2 protein-coding genes are annotated in these 22624 nt (G+C 68.5%); both read left to right on the top strand.

Annotation, left to right across the window (positions count from 1 at the left end):
* Positions 1–136 precede the first annotated feature (136 nt).
* Positions 137–15913, top strand: coding sequence for a non-ribosomal peptide synthetase (locus OG507_RS38950; RefSeq protein WP_327371811.1), 15777 nt, complete (start codon positions 137–139; stop codon positions 15911–15913).
* On the top strand, positions 15895–22230 hold the full coding sequence (locus tag OG507_RS38945; protein ID WP_327371810.1) for a non-ribosomal peptide synthetase: 6336 nt from the start codon (positions 15895–15897) through the stop codon (positions 22228–22230). Before OG507_RS38950 ends, OG507_RS38945 begins: the two co-directional genes overlap by 19 nt.
* Positions 22231–22624 lie beyond the last annotated feature (394 nt).

Raw genomic sequence — 22624 nt, 5'->3', positions numbered from 1 at the left:
TTCCGGCAAAACAGTCCCACCTCTCAGCCCCGGCGGCCGCACGAGACACAGGAGTCCCGGTGACTCCCCCGCGGACGGCGCCGTGGGCCTCACGCACCCGCTTCCTCACCAGCTCTTGCCTCGAAAGTTGATGACGATGTCCTTCTCGCGAAACGGCTCCTGGCCGCTCTCGGCACCCCAGACCGGTATCTGGATCGCCCATCATCTGGATCCGACCGGGGTTGCGTACAACATCAGCGAGTGCGTGGAAATTCACGGTCCGGTGGACGCCGGCCTGCTCCAGACGGCGCTCAGCCGGTCCGCGGCGGACATCGAAACGCTGCACATCCGGCTGGGGGAAGACGCTGACGGCCCGTACCAGTGGCTTGCCGACGAGACCGATCCCACCCTGGGCACGTGGGACTTCAGTGGCGAGGAGGATCCGACAGCAACTGCCTGGGCCTGGATGCGGACCGACACGTCCACGCCCCTGGACCTCGTCAAGGACGACCTGTGGCGGATGGCCCTGATCAAGGCGGCGGACAACCAGTTCTTCCTGTACTACCGCTATCACCACATTCTGATCGACGGGTTCAGCAGCGCTGCGTTTCTCCGCCGCATCTCCGAGGAGTACACCTCACTGTCCGCGGGTGCGCCGAACGCACAGAACTCGTTCGGACGGCTCCAGACGCTCCTGGAGGAGGACGCGTCCTACCGTCGTTCAGAGGAGTTCGAGCGCGATCGCCGGTTCTGGCAAGAACGGCTGACGGGCCTGCCCGGCAGCGTGACCCTGGCCACGCGATCCGAGCCGGTGTCCGCACAGGGGCACCTGCGCCTCACGGCGCAGGTGCCGCAATCCACCCTTGATGCCTTGCGAGACAGCGCACGCCGGGCGCGGACCAGCTGGTCGGCATTGGTGATCGGCGCAGCCGCCGCCTATCTGCACCGGATGACAGCAGCCGACGATCTGACCCTGGGCATGGCCGTGGCCGCCAGGCCGGCCGCTTTGCGGAATATCCCCGCAGTGACCTCGAACCAGGTGCCGCTCCGGTTCGCGGTCGATCCGGGGAAGTCCTTGTCCCAACTGGCTCGGGCCGCTTCACAGGAGGTCCGGCAGGCGCTGCGACACCAGCGGTACCGGTACGAGGACGTACGACGCGATCTGAAGCTGGTCGACGACGGGGCAGGAGTGTTCGGCCTGTCCGTCAACATCATGCCGTTCGACTTCAACCTGCGATTCGGAACGCACTCCGTCACCGCGCACAACATCTCCAACGGCCCGGTGCAGGACCTTGCCCTCGCCGTTCTGGAGCGGTCCGACGGGAATGGCCTGACCGTCATCTTCGACGCCAACCCGAGCCTTTACAACGAGTCGGAAGTAGCTGCACACCAGAAGCGCTTCCTGCGCGTCCTGGAGGCGTTCGCATCAGCCGATCCCCACACACCGATCGGGCGAATCGACCTGCTCGATGCCGATGAGCGCACACGTCTCCTGTCTGCCTGGGGAGCCGGCGAGACGGCCCCCACGAACGCGTCGGCACTGCTGCCGGGGTTGTTCGAGGCGCAGGTGGTGCGCACTCCGGAGGCGACCGCGGTGGTCTTCGAGGGGCAGGAGCTGAGTTACGCGGAGCTGAACGCACGCGCGAACCGGCTGGCACACCTGCTCATCAGGTCGGGGGTGGGTGTCGAGGACCGGGTGGCCGTGCTGCAGGAACGGTCGGTCGACCTGGTGGTGTCGACCCTGGCGGTGCTGAAGGCCGGCGGGACCTACGTGCCGCTGGACGGGCGGTCACCGGCAAAGCGGCTGCGGGCGGTGATGGCGGACACCGGGGCCTCGGTCCTCCTGACGGACCGGGCCTCGGCCGGTGTGGAGTTCGGCCACGCGGCACAGGTGCTGGTGGTCGACGACACCACAAAGCCGGCGGACATGCCGTCGAACGATCCGGCAGTGGCCCGGCATCCCGGGCAACTCGCGTACGTGATGTACACATCGGGGTCGACAGGTGTGCCCAAGGGTGTCGCGGTCACGCACACGAACGTGGTGGCACTGGCCGCGGACCGCCGCTTCCGCGCGGACGCGCACCGGCGGGTGCTGATGCACTCCCCGCACGCGTTCGACGCGTCCACCTACGAGATGTGGGTGCCGCTGCTGTCCGGCGGCACCGTCGTGATCGCCCCGCCCGGCGAACTCGACGCCCCGGCACTCGAACAGGTGATCAGAAGCGGGGGTGTCTCGGCGCTGTGGCTGACGGCCGGCTTGTTCCGGCTGCTGACGGAGGAGTCGGCGGCGTCCTTTGCCGGGGTGCGTGAGGTGTGGACCGGCGGTGACCTGGTGCCGGCCCCGGCCCTGCGACGGGTGCTGGAGGCATGCCCGGGCACCGTGGTCACCGACGGGTACGGCCCGACGGAGACGACGACGTTCGCCACCTGCCACCCGCTGCGGTCGCCGGCGGAAGTTGCGGACACCGTACCGATCGGCAAGCCGATGGACGGCATGCGAACGTACGTGTTGGACACGGGCCTGCAACCCGTTCCGGTCGGAGTGACCGGCGAACTCTACATCGCCGGCACGGGCCTGGCCCGCGGCTACCTGAACCGCCCGGGCCTCACCGCCGAACGCTTCCTCGCCGACCCCTTCGGCCCGCCCAAAACCCGCATGTACCGCACCGGCGACCTGGTGCGGTGGAACACCGGCGGAGAACTGGTATTCGTCGGCCGCGCCGACGACCAGGTCAAGATCCGCGGCTTCCGCATCGAACCCGGCGAGATCGAAACCGCACTCGCCGCACTCGACGAAGTCACCCAGGCCGCAGTCGTGGTACGGGAGGACCAGCCCGGCGTCAAACGCCTGGTGGCCTACGTCATCACTGACACACCCGCCGAGACCGACACCACCGCCCTCCACCACTCACTGTCGGCACTGCTGCCGGACTACATGGTGCCCTCGGCATTCGTGGTGCTGGAAGAGCTGCCGCTCACACCGAACGGGAAGCTGGACCGCAGGGTGCTGCCTGCGCCGGAGGTGACGGTTTCCGTGTCGGGCCGGGCGCCGCGTACTGCGCGTGAGGAGCTGCTGGCCGGTCTGTTCGCCGAGGTTCTGGGTCTTGCGGGTGTGGGGATCGATGACGGTTTCTTCGATCTGGGCGGCGACTCGATCGTCTCGATCCAGCTGGTGTCCCGGGCCCGCAAGGCCGGCCTGGTCCTCTCTCCGCGGGATGTGTTCGTCCACAAGACTGTGGCGGCGCTGGCCGGGGTTGCCAGGGAGCTGGATGAGGTTGTTGCCGAGGCGGTGGGTGCGGGTGTCGGTGCGGTGGGGCTGACCCCGATCGTTCACTGGCTGCGTGAGCAGGGCGGTCCGGTCGACGGTTTCTACCAGTCGATGCTGGTGCAGGCACCTGCCGAGGCAGGTCTGGAGGACCTGACTGCGGCCGTGCAGGCGGTGCTGGACCGGCATGACGCCCTGCGCATGCGGCTGTCCCGCGGTCAGGACGGCTGGGAACTGGAGATCGCACCGGCCGGTGCGGTGCCGGCAGCGAAGTGCCTGACCCGGGTCGACGTCCGGGGGGCGGGGGCGGGGGTGCTGCGTGAGGTGGTGGCCGAGGAGACCCGGGCAGCTCAGGGACGGCTGGCGCCTGAGTCGGGTGTGATGGTGCAGGTGGTGTGGTTCGATGCGGGACCGCAGGTGCCGGGCCGGCTGCTGGTGATGGTGCATCACCTGGCTGTGGACGGGGTGTCGTGGCGCATCCTGCTGCCGGATCTCCGCTCGGCGTGGGAGCAGGTGGTCGCCGGGCGCCGGCCGGTGCTGGACGCGGTGCCGACATCGCTGCGGACGTGGGCCGGCCGGCTTGCCCGGGAGGCTGTCGAGCCCGGCCGTGTCGCCGAGCTCGGCCTGTGGTCATCAATGGTTGCGGGTGACGCATCGCTGCTGACCGGGCGGGCACTGGACCCGGCAAGGGATGTTGCGGCAACAGTGCGTTCGCTGGAACTGGTGCTGCCGGCAGAGGTGGTCACGCCGGTGCTGACCACGCTGCCCGCAGCGTTCCACGCACATGTCAACGACGTCCTGCTGACCGCACTCGGTGCGGCAGTGAACGAGTGGACGCGACGCCGTGGTGCGGACACCGGCTCCGGGGTACTGATCGATCTGGAGAGTCACGGCCGGGAAGAAAACATCGCAGGCCCCGACCTGGAGAGTCACGGCCGGGAGAAGACCATCGCAGGCGTCGACCTGTCCCGCACGGTCGGTTGGTTCACCTCCGCGTATCCGGTGCGCCTTGCGCCCGGGGCGGCAGGTGTGGGTGACGGACCTGCTCTGGCGGGGGCGTTGAAGGCGGTCAAGGAACAACTGCGTGCGGTGCCGGACAACGGCATCGGCTACGGCCTGCTGCGCCACCTCAACCCCGGCACCGCACCCGTGCTGGCCGCGGGCAGCCGCCCGCAGATCGGATTCAACTACCTCGGCCGGTTCCCCGCCGCCAGTGAAGGCAGCACAACGGACTGGGCAGCAGCGCCGGAAGCCGCGACGCTGAGTGCGGGTAATGACGATTCCAGGCCTGTGCCGCATGTTCTGGAGGTCAACGCGCTGACCGAGGACCACCCCGACGGTCCGCGGCTGGTGGCGTCCTGGTCCTGGCCCAACGCCGTCCTGACCGAGAAGGAAGTGCGTGAGCTGGCGGAAGACTGGTTCACCGCACTGCGGACGCTTGCCGCACACGCGGCAGAACCCAATACCGGCGGACTGACCCCCTCAGACCTGCCCCTGGTCACCCTGGGCCAGGAAGAGATCGAGGAACTGGAAGCCCAGCACACCGCCACCGGCGTCACTGACATCCTGCCACTGTCACCCCTGCAGGACGGTCTGCTCTTCCACGCCCTCTACAACAACGACGAACACAGCGTCGACGTCTACAACACACAGTTCGCCCTGCACCTGAACGGAAACCTCGACGAACACGCCCTGAAGGCTGCGGGCCAGGCCCTGCTGGAGCGCTACCCGAACCTGCGAGCCGCATTCGTCCAGGCCGGATCCGGGCAGACGATCCAGATCATCGCCCCCCGGACCGAACTGCCGTGGAGCAAGACAGACCTGACCGCACTGCCCGAACACCAGCAGCACGAACAGCTGCAGCACCTGCTCGACAAGGACCGCATCCACCGGTTCGACATGACCACCGCCCCACTGCTGCGCTTCACCCTGGTCCGGCTCGCCGCCGACCGGCACGTACTGGTCTTCACCAGCCACCACATCCTCTTCGACGGCTGGTCCCTGCCACTGGTCATCGGTGAACTGTTCACCCTCTACAAACAGGACAGCTCCGCCCTGCCACCGGCCCCCGCCTTCAAGAACTACCTGCAGTGGCTGACCGCACAGGACCGGGAGGCAGGCCGGGAGGCCTGGCGTCAGGCACTGGCCGGCCTGGAGGAACCCACACTCCTCGCCCCGGCCGGCAGCGACCGCGAACCGGTCCTGCCCGAACAGGTCGACATCGAACTGAGCGAAGAATTCACCACAGCACTCACCACAGCCACACGAGCCGCGGGACTGACACTCAACACCCTGGTCCAGGGAGCCTGGGCAGTCCTCCTCTCCCGGATGACCGGCAAACAGGACGTGGTCTTCGGCGCAACGGTCTCCGGCCGCCCGGCAGAACTCGCCGGAGTGGAGAACATGATCGGCCTGTTCATCAACACCCTGCCGGTGAGGGCCCGACTGGACCCCGCCGAACCCCTGACCGGCCTCCTGGCCCGGATCCAGGACCAGCAGTCCGCACTCATCACCCACCAGCACATCCAGCTCGCCGACATCCAGCGCACCGCCGGACACGGCGAACTCTTCGACACCACCGTCGTCTTCGAGAACTACCCCCTCGACAGCGAAACCCTCACCGAACTCGCACCCGGCATCCAAGTCACCGACATCGAAGGACGCGACGCCACCCACTACCCACTCGGCCTGGTAGCACTCCCCGGACACCGACTGCGCCTCGGCCTAAGCTACCGGCCCGACATCTTCGACCGCCAGGACATCGAGCAGTGGGCCACCCGCCTCCAGCAGATCCTGAAAGCATTCACCACCGACGCGAAGATGCCGGTAGCCCGGGTGGACGTGCTGTCCGCACAGGAACGCGCCGAGATCGAAGCGGAGTGGAACAACACCTGCGCTCACGTGCCCCCGGCCACACTCCCGGAACTGTTCCAGGCACAGGCGGCCCGCACCCCGGACGCGACCGCGGTGGTCTTCGAAGGACAGGAACTGACCTACGCCGAACTGAACACGCAGGCCAACCGCCTGGCCCACCGCCTGCTGGCCACAGGCGCAGGCCCCGAACAGTTCGTGGCCGTCGCACTGGAACGGTCGGCGCAGATGGTCGTCGCACTGCTGGCAGTCCTCAAAACCGGCGCCGCCTACGTACCGATCGACCCCGGTTACCCGGCCGAACGGATCAGATACATCCTCGACGATGCCGCACCGGCCATCACGGTCACCACACGGCACACCGCACCAGAACTGCCCGCCGGCAAAAGCGGCACCGGGTTCGTCCTGCTCGACGAACCCAACACCCCCGACACGGACACGGATGCCTGCCCGGGCGCCTGCCCGGATCCCACGGACACCGACCGGCCGTCCCCGCTCACCCCGGCACACCCCGCGTATGTCATCTACACCTCCGGCTCCACCGGCCGCCCCAAGGGCGTGGTGGTACCGCACCAGAACGTCGTACGCCTGATGGGAGCAACCGACCACTGGTTCGGCTTCAGCGACCAGGACATCTGGACGGTATTCCACTCCTACGCCTTCGACTTCTCCGTGTGGGAGATCTGGGGCCCCCTGCTGACCGGCGGCCGCCTCGTCATCGTCCCCTACCTGACCAGCAGATCACCCGCCGACCTCCTGAAACTCCTCGCCCGCGAACACGTCACCGTCCTCAACCAGACCCCCTCGGCGTTCTACCAACTGCTCCGCGAGGAGAAAGACACACCCACCGGCGCACTGGCCGCCCTGCGCACCGTCATCTTCGGCGGCGAAGCACTCGACCTCAGCCAACTGCGCCAGTGGTACCGGGACCACCCGCACGACGGACCCGACATGGTCAACATGTACGGAATCACCGAAACCACAGTCCACGTCACCCACACCCTGCTCGACCCCGAAACCGTCGACAACGCCCACGGCAGCATCATCGGCCGCTCAATCCCGGACCTGAACCTCTACGTCCTGGACACCACCATGCAACCCGCCCCGGCCGGGGTGACCGGCGAACTCTACGTAGCCGGCGCAGGCCTCGCCCGCGGCTACCTGAACCGCCCGGGCCTCACCGCCGAACGCTTCCTCGCCGACCCCTTCGGCCCGCCCGGAACCCGCATGTACCGCACCGGCGACCTCGTACGACGCCACACAGACAACAACCTCCAATACATCGGCCGCGCCGACGACCAGGTCAAAATCCGCGGCTTCCGCATCGAACTCGGCGAAATCGAAACCGCACTCGCCACACTCGACGAAGTCACCCAGGCCGCGGTCGTGGTGCGGGAGGACCAGCCGGGTGTCAAACGGCTGGCCGGTTACGTGGTGCCGGCGGCCGGGGCTGTGCTGGATGTGGATGCTCTGCGGGCGCATGTAGCTGCGATGGTCCCGGATTACATGGTGCCGTCGGCGTTCGTGGTGCTGGATGAGCTGCCGCTGACTGCGAACGGGAAGCTGGACCGCAGGGTGCTGCCTGCGCCGGAGGTGACGGTTTCCGTGTCGGGCCGGGCGCCGCGTACTGCGCGTGAGGAGCTGCTGGCCGGTCTGTTCGCCGAGGTTCTGGGTCTTGCGGGTGTGGGGATCGATGACGGTTTCTTCGATCTGGGCGGCGACTCGATCGTCTCGATCCAGCTGGTGTCCCGGGCCCGCAAGGCCGGCCTGGTCCTCTCTCCGCGGGATGTGTTCGTCCACAAGACTGTGGCGGCGCTGGCCGGGGTTGCCAGGGAGCTGGATGAGGTTGTTGCCGAGGCGGTGGGTGCGGGTGTCGGTGCGGTGGGGCTGACCCCGATCGTTCACTGGCTGCGTGAGCAGGGCGGTCCGGTCGACGGTTTCTACCAGTCGATGCTGGTGCAGGCACCTGCCGAGGCAGGTCTGGAGGACCTGACTGCGGCCGTGCAGGCGGTGCTGGACCGGCATGACGCCCTGCGCATGCGGCTGTCCCGCGGTCAGGACGGCTGGGAACTGGAGATCGCACCGGCCGGTGCGGTGCCGGCAGCGAAGTGCCTGACCCGGGTCGACGTCCGGGGGGCGGGGGCGGGGGTGCTGCGTGAGGTGGTGGCCGAGGAGACCCGGGCAGCTCAGGGACGGCTGGCGCCTGAGTCGGGTGTGATGGTGCAGGTGGTGTGGTTCGATGCGGGACCGCAGGTGCCGGGCCGGCTGCTGGTGATGGTGCATCACCTGGCTGTGGACGGGGTGTCGTGGCGCATCCTGCTGCCGGATCTCCGCTCGGCGTGGGAGCAGGTGGTCGCCGGGCGCCGGCCGGTGCTGGACGCGGTGCCGACATCGCTGCGGACGTGGGCCGGCCGGCTTGCCCGGGAGGCTGTCGAGCCCGGCCGTGTCGCCGAGCTCGGCCTGTGGTCATCAATGGTTGCGGGTGACGCATCGCTGCTGACCGGGCGGGCACTGGACCCGGCAAGGGATGTTGCGGCAACAGTGCGTTCGCTGGAACTGGTGCTGCCGGCAGAGGTGGTCACGCCGGTGCTGACCACGCTGCCCGCAGCGTTCCACGCACATGTCAACGACGTCCTGCTGACCGCACTCGGTGCGGCAGTGAACGAGTGGACGCGACGCCGTGGTGCGGACACCGGCTCCGGGGTACTGATCGATCTGGAGGGTCACGGCCGGGAGGAGATCGTCGCGGGTGTGGATCTGTCCCGCACGGTCGGTTGGTTCACCTCCGCGTATCCGGTGCGTCTTGTGCCCGGGGCGGCGGGTGTGGGTGACGGGCCTGCTCTGGCGGGGGCGTTGAAGGCGGTCAAGGAACAGTTGCGTGCGGTGCCGGACAACGGTATCGGCTACGGCCTGCTGCGCCATCTCAACGCCGGCACCGCACCTGTGCTGGCCGCGGGCAGCCGCCCGCAGATCGGGTTCAACTACCTCGGCCGGTTCCCCGCCGCCAGTGAAGGCAGCACAACGGACTGGGCAGCAGCGCCGGAGGCAGCGGCTCTGGGATCGGGCGCGGATGAGACCAGGCCTGTGCCGCATGTTCTGGAGGTCAACGCGCTGACCGAGGACCACCCCGACGGTCCGCGGCTGGTGGCGTCCTGGTCCTGGCCCAACGCCGTCCTGACCGAGAAGGAAGTGCGTGAGCTGGCGGAAGACTGGTTCACCGCACTGCGGACGCTTGCCGCACACGCGGCAGAACCCAATACCGGCGGACTGACCCCCTCAGACCTGCCCCTGGTCACCCTGGGCCAGGAAGAGATCGAGGAACTGGAAGCCCAGCACACCGCCACCGGCGTCACTGACATCCTGCCACTGTCACCCCTGCAGGACGGTCTGCTCTTCCACGCCCTCTACAACAACGACGAACACAGCGTCGACGTCTACAACACACAGTTCGCCCTGCACCTGAACGGAAACCTCGACGAACACGCCCTGAAGGCTGCGGGCCAGGCCCTGCTGGAGCGCTACCCGAACCTGCGAGCCGCATTCGTCCAGGCCGGATCCGGGCAGACGATCCAGATCATCGCCCCCCGGACCGAACTGCCGTGGAGCAAGACAGACCTGACCGCACTGCCCGAACACCAGCAGCACGAACAGCTGCAGCACCTGCTCGACAAGGACCGCATCCACCGGTTCGACATGACCACCGCCCCACTGCTGCGCTTCACCCTGGTCCGGCTCGCCGCCGACCGGCACGTACTGGTCTTCACCAGCCACCACATCCTCTTCGACGGCTGGTCCCTGCCACTGGTCATCGGTGAACTGTTCACCCTCTACAAACAGGACAGCTCCGCCCTGCCACCGGCCCCCGCCTTCAAGAACTACCTGCAGTGGCTGACCGCACAGGACCGGGAGGCAGGCCGGGAGGCCTGGCGTCAGGCACTGGCCGGCCTGGAGGAACCCACACTCCTCGCCCCGGCCGGCAGCGACCGCGAACCGGTCCTGCCCGAACAGGTCGACATCGAACTGAGCGAAGAATTCACCACAGCACTCACCACAGCCACACGAGCCGCGGGACTGACACTCAACACCCTGGTCCAGGGAGCCTGGGCAGTCCTCCTCTCCCGGATGACCGGCAAACAGGACGTGGTCTTCGGCGCAACGGTCTCCGGCCGCCCGGCAGAACTCGCCGGAGTGGAGAACATGATCGGCCTGTTCATCAACACCCTGCCGGTGAGGGCCCGACTGGACCCCGCCGAACCCCTGACCGGCCTCCTGGCCCGGATCCAGGACCAGCAGTCCGCACTCATCACCCACCAGCACATCCAGCTCGCCGACATCCAGCGCACCGCCGGACACGGCGAACTCTTCGACACCACCGTCGTCTTCGAGAACTACCCCCTCGACAGCGAAACCCTCACCGAACTCGCACCCGGCATCCAAGTCACCGACATCGAAGGACGCGACGCCACCCACTACCCACTCGGCCTGGTAGCACTCCCCGGACACCGACTGCGCCTCGGCCTAAGCTACCGGCCCGACATCTTCGACCGCCAGGACATCGAGCAGTGGGCCACCCGCCTCCAGCAGATCCTGAAAGCATTCGCCGTATCTCCTGGCACGCGAGTGGGAGCGGTGGACACGCTCGGCACCGGGGAGCGAGAACTGCTGCTGGGCGGGTGGAGCGGAAGGGTCGGCGCCGCCGCGTCCACGACACTGGCGGATCTGCTCACGGCACAGGCGCGTCGCGCCCCCGACGCGACCGCGGTGGTCTTCGGCGGCCAGACATTGACGTTCCTGGAGCTGGACCGACGAGCGAACCGGCTGGCACGTCTGCTCATCGACCGGGAAGTAGGCCCGGAGAAAACCGTGGCCCTGGTCCAGTCGCGATGCGTCGACGCTGTCGTGGCCATCTTCGGCGTACTCAAAGCCGGCGCGGCCTACGTACCGATCGACCCGGGCTATCCCGCGGAACGCGTCGGCCACATGCTGGCCGATGCCGCTCCCGCGCTGGTGATCACCGATGCGGAGAGCAGGGGCAGCCTGACGGGGGAACTGGTGGCCCCTGTGATGCTCCTCGGGAGCCCGGAAGTGTCAGCGGAGCTGGCCGCGGTGTCCGACGCGGAGGTGACCGACGCGGACAGGCTGTCGCCGCTGCGGCCGTCGCACCCGGCGCTGGTGATCTACACCTCCGGCTCCACCGGCCGCCCCAAGGGGGTCGTGCTCGGGCACGCGGGCGTGGTGAACCTGTTCGAGCAGCATCGCTCCTCGCTCTACGGTCCGGCTGTCGCAGCCTCCGGGCAGGCCCGGTTCCGTGTCGCCCTGACGGCCTCGCTGTCCTTCGACGCGACCTGGGCCGAACTGTTGTGGATGCTGAACGGGCACGAGCTCCACCTCGTCGGCGACGATGTGCGCCGCGATGCCGAGGCGGTGATCGACTATGTGCAGAGGCACCGCATCGACCTGCTGGACACCACCCCGTCGTTCGCCGAGCAACTGGTCGCGAGCGGGCTGCTGGAGGCGCCCCACCGGCCCCACGTCCTGCTGCTGGGCGGAGAAGCCGTGAGCTCCTCGCTGTGGGAGACACTGCAGCAGGTCTCGCGTCCGGCCGCGTTCAACTTCTACGGGCCCACCGAGACCACCGTCGATGCGCTGTATCGCCCCCTGCACGGTTCCTCGCAGCCCTCGATCGGCCGTCCCGTGGGCAACACACGCGTGTACGTGCTGGACGCGGGACTGCAGCCGGTGCCGGCTGGGGTGGCGGGCGAGCTGTACATCGCGGGTGCGGGTCTGGCCCGGGGCTACCTGGGCCGGGCGGACCTGACCGCGGACCGGTTCGTGGCCGATCCGTACGGTGAGCCCGGAACCCGGATGTACCGCAGTGGTGACGTGGTCCGCTGGACCGAGGACGGTGAGGTGGTGTTCGTCGGCCGGGCCGACGACCAGGTCAAGCTGCGCGGCTTCCGTATCGAGCTCGCCGAGGTGGAGTCCGTGCTGGCCCGCTTTGCCGAGGTGGCCCAGGCCGCCGTGGTGGTGCGCGAGGACCAGCCGGGCCTCAAGCGTCTGGTCGGCTACGTCGTTGCTTCGGCCGGCGTCGAGGACCTGAGCCCGCGGGAGTTGCGCGAGCGTGTCGCGGCAGAGCTGCCGGACTACATGGTGCCTGCCGCGGTGGTGGTGATGAGGGAGCTGCCGCTCGGTGCCACGGGCAAGCTGGACCGGGCCGCCCTGCCGGTTCCGGAGATCACCGGCTCGGGAACGGGCCGTGCCCCGCAGACGCCTCGTGAAGTGGCACTGGCCGAGGTGTTCATCCAGGTACTGGGCCTGTCCGGGGTCGGTGCCGATGACAGCTTCTTCGATCTGGGCGGCGACTCGATCGTCTCGATCCAGCTGGTGTCCCGGGCCCGCAAGGCCGGCCTGGTCATCTCTCCGCGGGACGTGTTCGTCCACAGGACGGTGGCGGCGCTGGCCGGGGTGGTGCGGGATGCGGAGCCGGTGGAGCCGGGGGCCGGCAAGCAGAGCGGCTCCGTGCCGCTGATCGAACTGGACCGGGACGAACTGGCCGCCATGGAAGCCGAATGGCTCAGAACGAACAAGCAGCCAGGTTTTGAAGCGGTTCTGCCTCTGTCGCCGTTGCAGGAAGGGTTCCTCTTCCACGCCCTGTACGACGAGGGCACGGTGGATCCCTACATCACGCAGTCGGCCATGAAGATCGAGGGACCGCTGCGGGCGCAAGGCATGCGAGCCGCGGCGAAGGCGCTGCTGCAGCGGCACGCCGTTCTGCGCACGGGATTCCTGCAACGGCGCTCCGGCCAGACCGTGCAGGTGATCGCACGGGACGTGGACCTTGCATGGTCCGAGACGGACCTGAGCACCCTGGACGCCACACCCCAGCAGCAGGAGCTGGAGCGGCTGCTGAGCCAGGACCAGGCCCGCCGGTTCGACATGGCAGCGGCACCCCTGGTCCGGTTCACCCTGGTCCGCCTCGCCGCCGACCGGCACGTACTGATGATGACCAATCACCACATCCTGCTCGACGGCTGGTCCGTGCCCCTGGTCCTGGAGGACCTGTTCGCCCTCTACGCCGGCGACGGGGAGCACCACGCACTGCCGCAGGTCACCCCGTTCACCGACTACCTCAGATGGCTGGCCGGCCGGGACCCGCAGGCAGCCCAGACAGCATGGCGTGGGGCACTGGCCGACCTGGAGGAACCCACACTGGTCGCTCCCGCCGACACCGCTCACGCCTCCGTGACCCCCGAAATGGTCGTGACAGAGCTGCCGGAGGAACTCACCTCCGCGCTGACCGCCACCGCACGCAAGGCCGGCCTGACACTGAACACACTGGTCCAGGGCGCCTGGGCCGTGATGCTGTCGCGGATGACCGGACAGAGCGACGTGGTCTTCGGCGCCACCGTCTCGGGCCGGCCCCCCGAACTGCCCGGCGTGGAGGACATCGTCGGGCTGCTGATGAACACCGTCCCGGTCCGCGTCCGCATCGACCCCGCCGACACCCTGACCCGCCTCCTGGCCCGCATCCAGGACCAGCAGACCGCACTCATGGACCACGCACACCTGCCCCTGGCCGACATCCAGCAACTCTCCGGCTTCACCAAACTGTTCGACACCTCCACCGTGTTCGAGAACATGCCCATGGAGACCGACGCCCTCGGGGCGTTGGCCGGTCTGCGGGCGAGCCTCTTGCATCACGACGACGGGGCGGGGTTCATGCACTTCCCGCTCAGCCTGACGGCTCTCCCCGGGGCCCGGATGACCCTGGCACTGAGCTACCGGCCCGACATCTTCGACCGGGCCTGGGCGCAGGGGGTGTGTCAGTGGCTGGGCCGGATCCTGGAGAGCGCGGTCACGGCCCCCGGCACACCGATCGGCCGGATCGACATCCTCGATGCGGCTGAGCGCCGCCGTGTGCTGGAGGAATGGAACGACACCCAGGTGGAGCTGCCCACCGCCACGGTGGCGGGGTTGTTCGAGGCGCAGGTGGTGCGCACTCCGGAGGCGACCGCGGTGGTCTTCGAGGGGCAGGAGCTGAGTTACGCGGAGCTGAACGCACGCGCGAACCGGCTGGCACACCTGCTCATCAGGTCGGGGGTGGGTGTCGAGGACCGGGTGGCCGTGCTGCAGGAACGGTCGGTCGACCTGGTGGTGTCGACCCTGGCGGTGCTGAAGGCCGGCGGGACCTACGTGCCGCTGGACGGGCGGTCACCGGCAAAGCGGCTGCGGGCGGTGATGGCGGACACCGGGGCCTCGGTCCTCCTGACGGACCGGGCCTCGGCCGGTGTGGAGTTCGGCCACGCGGCACAGGTGCTGGTGGTCGACGACACCACAAAGCCGGCGGACATGCCGTCGAACGATCCGGCAGTGGCCCGGCATCCCGGGCAACTCGCGTACGTGATGTACACATCGGGGTCGACAGGTGTGCCCAAGGGTGTCGCGGTCACGCACACGAACGTGGTGGCACTGGCCGCGGACCGCCGCTTCCGCGCGGACGCGCACCGGCGGGTGCTGATGCACTCCCCGCACGCGTTCGACGCGTCCACCTACGAGATGTGGGTGCCGCTGCTGTCCGGCGGCACCGTCGTGATCGCCCCGCCCGGCGAACTCGACGCCCCGGCACTCGAGCAGGTGATCACCGGTCAGGAAGTTACCGCCCTGTTCATGACGATCGGGCTCTTCCGGCTGCTGGCGCAGGAGTCGGCGGCGTCCTTTGCCGGGGTGCGTGAGGTGTGGACCGGCGGTGACCTGGTGCCGGCCCCGGCCCTGCGGCGGGTGCTGGAGGCATGCCCGGGCACCGTGGTCACCGATGTGTACGGTCCGACGGAGACGACGACGTTCGCCACGTGCCATCCGCTGCGGTCGCCGGCGGAAGTTGCGGACACGGTGCCGATCGGCCGGCCGATGGACGGCATGCGAATGTATGTGCTGGACGCGGGCCTGCTACCGGTTCCGGTCGGGGTGACCGGCGAACTGTACGTAGCCGGCACGGGTCTGGCCCGCGGCTACCTGAACCGCCCGGGCCTCACCGCGGAACGCTTCCTCGCCGACCCCTTCGGCCCGCCCAAAACCCGCATGTACCGCACCGGCGACCTGGTGCGGTGGAACACCGGCGGGGAGCTGGTATTCGTCGGCCGGGCCGACGACCAGGTCAAGATCCGCGGCTTCCGTATCGAGCTGGGTGAGATCGAGACCGCACTCGCCGCACTCGGCGAAGTCACCCAGGCCGCGGTCGTGGTGCGGGAGGACCAGCCGGGTGTCAAACGCCTGGTGGCCTACGTCATCACTGACACACCCGCCGAGACCGACACCACCGCGCTCCACCACTCGCTGTCGGCAGTGCTGCCGGACTACATGGTGCCCTCGGCGTTCGTGGTGCTGGAAAGGCTGCCGCTGACTGCGAACGGGAAGCTGGACCACAAAGCCCTGCCTGCGCCGACGCCGGCTGCCGCTCTGTCGAGCCGCGCGGCCCGCACCCCGCGTGAGGAGCTGCTGGCCGGCCTGTTCGCCGAGGTGCTGCGGCTGGCGTCGGTGGGCATAGACGACAGCTTCTTCAGCCTGGGCGGCGACTCGATCACCTCGATCCAGCTGGTGTCCCGGGCCCGCAAGGCCGGCCTGGTCCTCACCCCGCGGGACGTGTTCGTCCACAGGACGGTGGCGGCGCTGGCCGGGGTGGTGCGGGATGCGGAGCCGGTGGAGCCGGGGGCCGGCAAGGAAAGCAGCTTTGTGCCGTTGATCGAACTGGACGAAGACGAAATGGACATGATGCACGCCCAATGGCGGAGGTCGAAGTGAAGCAGCCAGGTTTTGAAGCGGTTCTGCCTCTGTCGCCGTTGCAGGAAGGGTTCCTCTTCCACGCCCTGTACGACGAGGGCACGGTGGATCCCTACATCACGCAGTCGGCCATGAAGATCGAGGGACCGCTGCGGGCGCAAGGCATGCGAGCCGCGGCGAAGGCGCTGCTGCAGCGGCACGCCGTTCTGCGCACGGGATTCCTGCAACGGCGCTCCGGCCAGACCGTGCAGGTGATCGCACGGGACGTGGACCTTGCATGGTCCGAGACGGACCTGAGCACCCTGGACGCCACACCCCAGCAGCAGGAGCTGGAGCGGCTGCTGAGCCAGGACCAGGCCCGCCGGTTCGACATGGCAGCGGCACCCCTGGTCCGGTTCACCCTGGTCCGCCTCGCCGCCGACCGGCACGTACTGATGATGACCAATCACCACATCCTGCTCGACGGCTGGTCCGTGCCCCTGGTCCTGGAGGACCTGTTCGCCCTCTACGCCGGCGACGGGGAGCACCACGCACTGCCGCAGGTCACCCCGTTCACCGACTACCTCAGATGGCTGGCCGGCCGGGACCCGCAGGCAGCCCAGACAGCATGGCGTGGGGCACTGGCCGACCTGGAGGAACCCACACTGGTCGCTCCCGCCGACACCGCTCACGCCTCCGTGACCCCCGAAATGGTCGTGACAGAGCTGCCGGAGGAACTCACCTCCGCGCTGACCGCCACCGCACGCAAGGCCGGCCTGACACTGAACACACTGGTCCAGGGCGCCTGGGCCGTGATGCTGTCGCGGATGACCGGACAGAGCGACGTGGTCTTCGGCGCCACCGTCTCGGGCCGGCCCCCCGAACTGCCCGGCGTGGAGGACATCGTCGGGCTGCTGATGAACACCGTCCCGGTCCGCGTCCGCATCGACCCCGCCGACACCCTGACCCGCCTCCTGGCCCGCATCCAGGACCAGCAGACCGCACTCATGGACCACGCACACCTGCCCCTAGCCGACATCCAGCAACTCTCCGGCTTCACCAAACTGTTCGACACCTCCACCGTGTTCGAGAACATGCCCTGGGACACCGGTGCCCTCGGGCACTCCGGTGACCTGCGCGTGAGTCCCTTGCACCACGACGACGGGGCGGGGCTCATGCACTACCCGCTCAGCCTGACGGCTTTCCCCGGGGCCCGGATGACCCTGGCACTGAGTTACCGGCCCGACATCTTCGACCGCCAGGACATCGAGCAGTGGGCCACCCGCCTCCAGCAGATCCTGAAAGCATTCACCACCGACGCGAAGATGCCGGTAGCCCGGGTGGACGTGCTGTCCGCACAGGAACGCGCCGAGATCGAAGCGGAGTGGAACAACACCTGCGCTCACGTGCCCCCGGCCACACTCCCGGAACTGTTCCAGGCACAGGCGGCCCGCACCCCGGACGCGACCGCGGTGGTCTTCGAAGGACAGGAACTGACCTACGCCGAACTGAACACGCAGGCCAACCGCCTGGCCCACCGCCTGCTGGCCACAGGCGCAGGCCCCGAACAGTTCGTGGCCGTCGCACTGGAACGGTCGGCGCAGATGGTCGTCGCACTGCTGGCAGTCCTCAAAACCGGCGCCGCCTACGTACCGATCGACCCCGGTTACCCGGCCGAACGGATCAGATACATCCTCGACGATGCCGCACCGGCCATCACGGTCACCACACGGCACACCGCACCAGAACTGCCCGCCGGCAAAAGCGGCACCGGGTTCGTCCTGCTCGACGAACCCAACACCCCCGACACGGACACGGATGCCTGCCCGGGCGCCTGCCCGGATCCCACGGACACCGACCGGCCGTCCCCGCTCACCCCGGCACACCCCGCGTATGTCATCTACACCTCCGGCTCCACCGGCCGCCCCAAGGGCGTGGTGGTACCGCACCAGAACGTCGTACGCCTGATGGGAGCAACCGACCACTGGTTCGGCTTCAGCGACCAGGACATCTGGACGGTATTCCACTCCTACGCCTTCGACTTCTCCGTGTGGGAGATCTGGGGCCCCCTGCTGACCGGCGGCCGCCTCGTCATCGTCCCCTACCTGACCAGCAGATCACCCGCCGACCTCCTGAAACTCCTCGCCCGCGAACACGTCACCGTCCTCAACCAGACCCCCTCGGCGTTCTACCAACTGCTCCGCGAGGAGAAAGACACACCCACCGGCGCACTGGCCGCCCTGCGCACCGTCATCTTCGGCGGCGAAGCACTCGACCTCAGCCAACTGCGCCAGTGGTACCGGGACCACCCGCACGACGGACCCGACATGGTCAACATGTACGGAATCACCGAAACCACAGTCCACGTCACCCACACCCTGCTCGACCCCGAAACCGTCGACAACGCCCACGGCAGCATCATCGGCCGCTCAATCCCGGACCTGAACCTCTACGTCCTGGACACCACCATGCAACCCGCCCCGGCCGGGGTGACCGGCGAACTCTACGTAGCCGGCGCAGGCCTCGCCCGCGGCTACCTGAACCGCCCGGGCCTCACCGCCGAACGCTTCCTCGCCGACCCCTTCGGCCCGCCCGGAACCCGCATGTACCGCACCGGCGACCTCGTACGACGCCACACAGACAACAACCTCCAATACATCGGCCGCGCCGACGACCAGGTCAAAATCCGCGGCTTCCGCATCGAACTCGGCGAAATCGAAACCGCACTCGCCACACTCGACGAAGTCACCCAGGCGGTTGTGCTGCATCGGCAGGATCAGCTGGTCGGCTACGCGGTCACCGACGCGGACGCCCGGTCGCTGCGTGAGCAGCTGGCGGCGAAGCTCCCGGACTACATGGTTCCCGCGCACCTGGTCGTCATGGACCAATTCCCCCTGACCGGGAACGGCAAGGTGGACCGGCGGGCGCTGCCCGAGCCGGCGCGGGGTGCGGCGGCTCAGTACACGGCCCCGCGCGACCCGGTGGAGGCCGGCCTCGCCGAGGCGTGGGCCGAAGTCCTGGGCCTTTGTGAGGTGGGTATCGACGACAACTACTTCGCACTGGGCGGCGATTCCATCCGCAGTATCAGGGTGCTGGCGCTGGCCCGGCAGCGTGGCCTGCACTTCCAGATCGCCGACCTCCTGCGCCATGCGACGATCCGCTCCCTGGCCCGTGTCGTCACTGATGCCGAGGCGCACGCCGGCAGCGGCAGTGATGAGGAGCCGTTCGCGCTGCTGCCGGGCGGTGACCGGGCGGCGGTTCCCGAAGGCGTGGTGGACGCCTACCCGATGACCCGGCTGCAGATGGGCATGGTCCTGGAGAGCGAGAGGTCGGCCGCCTACCACAACATCGGGTCCTACCGGTTCACGGCGCCGTTCAGCGAGCAGGCCTGGCGCGAGGCGGTGTCGGGGCTCGTCGCAGCTCATGAGCTGCTCCGCACGTCCTTCGCTTTCACGGGCTTCGACCGGCCGGTCCAGCTCGTCCACGAGTCCGTGCCGCTGCCGCTGACCGTGGAGGACCTGCGGGGCCGGGCCGGCCAGGAGGCGCTCGTCCAGGCACGCTACGACCGTGAGCTGCAAACGCCGTTCGACTGGACCCGGCCGCCGTTGATCCGCTTCCACGTGCAGCGGCTGTCGCAGGACACCATGCAGCTGTTCGTCGCCGAGCACCATGCCATCATGGACGGCTGGAGCGAGCGCTCGATGTTCTCCGAGCTCCTCAACCGCTACGCCGGCACACACACCGCACCGCCGGTGTCCGCACGCTTTCGTTCCTATGTCCGCCTGGAACTCGCCGCGTTGGAAAGCGAGCCGGACCGCCGGTTCTGGGCCGTCCAGATGGACGGGGCGCCCTTCGCCCGGCTGCCTCGCCGACCGGACTCGGGCCAGGCGGCGGGCAAGGACGTCGTCGGGCTGCCGATTCCCCTGCCGGTGCAGGACGGGATCCGCGCTCTGACCGCGACGCTCGGCGTCGCGGAACGCACGATTGTGCTGGCCGCGCATCTGCGGGTCATGAGCCTGCTGGCGGGTACCAGGGACGTGGTGACCGGCGCGGTCTACAACGGGCGCACCGAGGAACCGGACGGCGACCGGGTCGTGGGCCTGTTCCTCAACACCCTGCCCGTGCGCGGGCAGCTGACCGGTGGCAGCTGGACCGACCTGATCCGGCAGACCGCCGATCTGGACAGTGACATCCAGCAACACCGCCGCTATCCGATGACCGAGATCAAACGGCTCGTCGGACGTCAGGCGCTGTTCGAGACGTTCTTCAACTACACCCACTTCCATGTCGAACGCGATGCCGCAAGCAGCAGCGACATCGAAATCGTGGGCGGCGTGGCGCTCACCGACTTTCCGTTCAGTGCGGATTTCCATGTCGACAGTGCCACCGGACGCCTGGGCCTCTACCTGAGTTACGACACGGGGCAGTTCGCCAGGGAGCAGATCGAGCAGATCCACGGCTACTACGTCGCGGTCCTGACCGAGATGACCCGGCGGCCCGATACCGGCCACAGCAGTGCCGGCCTGCTGTCAGCAGCGGAGCGGCAGCTGCAGGAGCGGTGGAACGATACCGCCCGGGAGGTGCCTGCGGTGACGCTGCCGGATCTGTTCCGTGCGCAGGTGGCCCGTACCCCGGATGCGACCGCAGTGGCCTTCGAGGAGCAGTCGCTGACGTATGCGGAGCTCGATGAGCGCGTCGAGCGGCTGGCGAGGGTGCTGGCGGGCCGTGGCATCGGGGCCGAGTCGGTGGTTGCCGTGGCGTTTGCCCGGTCGGTGGAGCTGGTCGTGGCACTGCTGGCCGTGCAGCGGGCAGGTGCCGCGTATCTGCCGCTGGATTCGGACTACCCGGCGCAGCGGCTGGAATTCATGCTCGCAGATTCCGGCGCGGTGTGTGTGCTGACCACACGGGGTGTCCACGTGCCCGAGTCCGGCGTGCCGTCGGTGTTCATCGAGGATCTCAACGCCTGCGAGCCCGGGGAACTGCCTGACTCCTACCATCCGGCTCACCCGGCATATGTGATCTACACCTCGGGGTCGACGGGACGCCCGAAGGGTGTGGTGGTGCCGCACGCCGGTATCGCCAACCGCCTGCTGTGGATGCAGGACACCTACCGGCTGACCGCCGGGGACCGGGTGCTGCAGAAGACCCCGTCGAGTTTCGATGTGTCGGTATGGGAGTTCTTCTGGCCGCTGATGACGGGTGCGGCGCTGGTGGTGGCCAGGCCGGAGGGACACAAGGACCCGGTCTACCTCGCAGACCTCATCCGCCGGCAGCACGTGAGCACCGTGCACTTCGTGCCGTCGATGCTGGCTGCCTTCCTGGAGGAGCCGTCGGCCGCGCACTGCACGGATCTGCGTCGTGTGGTGTGCAGCGGTGAGGCGCTGCCGGCGGGGGTGGCGGAACGTTTCCACGCGCTGCTCGGTGTGCCGTTGCACAATCTCTACGGGCCCACCGAGGCCTCGGTCGATGTGACCTTCGCATCCATCGAGCCGGGTTCGGGTACGGCCCCGATCGGCAGGCCGGTGTGGAACACCCGTGTGCACGTACTGGATGCGGATCTGCAGCCGGTTCCGACCGGGGTGGCGGGCGAGCTGTATCTCACCGGCGTGCAACTCGCCCGCGGATACGTCAACCGTGCCGCTCTGACCGCCGAACGGTTCGTCGCCGATCCGTTCGGCCCGGCAGGAACGCGGATGTACCGGACCGGGGACGTGGCGCGCTGGACCGGGGCCGGCAGCCTCGAGTACATCGGCCGGGACGACGACCAGGTCAAGATCCGCGGGTTCCGTATCGAACTCGGTGAGATCGAGGCCGCGCTGAGCGCATACGAGGGTGTCACACAGGCAGCAGTCGTGGTACGGGAGGACCAGCCGGGGGTGAAACGGCTGGCCGGTTACGTGATACCCGCAGCCGGGGCCGTGCTGGACACCGATGCCCTGCGGGCGCATGCAGCCGCGCTCGTGCCGGACCACATGGTGCCGTCGGCGTTGATGGTCCTCAACGAGCTGCCGCTCACACCGAACGGGAAGCTGGACCGCAAGGCCCTGCCTGCACCGGAGTACCGCACCCGCCGGACAGAGCGGGCCGCATGCACCCCGCGTGAGGAACTGCTGACCGGCCTGCTGGCCGAGGTCCTGGGTCTTCCGCAGGTGGGGACCGGCGACAGCTTCTTCGACCTGGGCGGCGACTCGATCACCTCGATCCAGCTGGTGGCCCGGGCCCGCGAGGCCGGCCTGGTCATCACACTCAGGGACGTCTTCACTCACGGGACGGTGGCCGCACTGGCTGCTGCCGCAGTCCAACACGATGACGACACGGCCGGTCCGGCCCCGTCCCGGGCCGTGGGCGCCGCTGGATGAGAACTGCCCGGAGAAAACCCAAGCCATACGGCGCGCATCCCGGGTGAACCCGCCGGCCCACACACCCCCCGCGCCAGGGCCGGCGGCGCCCGGCCGGCCCCTGCGAGGTGAAGGACCCGCACCCAAAAAGGTTCGGCAAGCCGGACAACACCAGCACCCCGAAACCCTCCCGAACACGTTTACCGATCAGGCCTCCCCTCTCCGGACCGCCCCTCCCCACATTTTCCCTGATCCAGGAAAGGAAATTTTTCATGCCATCAACCGTGCCCATTCGCAGACTGAGTCAGGATTCGGCAGAACAACTGATTCTGGTCGCAGAAAAACTCCTCACGGAACACGGCTCCGCAACTGCCCCGAATCTTCTGGATTCCCTTCCCGACGCCACCGGGCTGCT

The organism is Streptomyces sp. NBC_01217, from assembly GCF_035994185.1.
Classification (GTDB): Bacteria; Actinomycetota; Actinomycetes; order Streptomycetales; family Streptomycetaceae; genus Streptomyces.
Note: the sequence above shows the minus strand (reverse complement) of the source record. Positions and strands in the feature narration are given on the sequence as shown.

Coding starts and splice junctions, on each gene's coding strand:
- OG507_RS38945 (WP_327371810.1), top strand. CDS start 15,895: ATGGCGGAGGTCGAAGTGAAGCAGCCAGGTTTTGAAGCGGTTCTGCCT.
- OG507_RS38950 (WP_327371811.1), top strand. CDS start 137: ATGTCCTTCTCGCGAAACGGCTCCTGGCCGCTCTCGGCACCCCAGACC.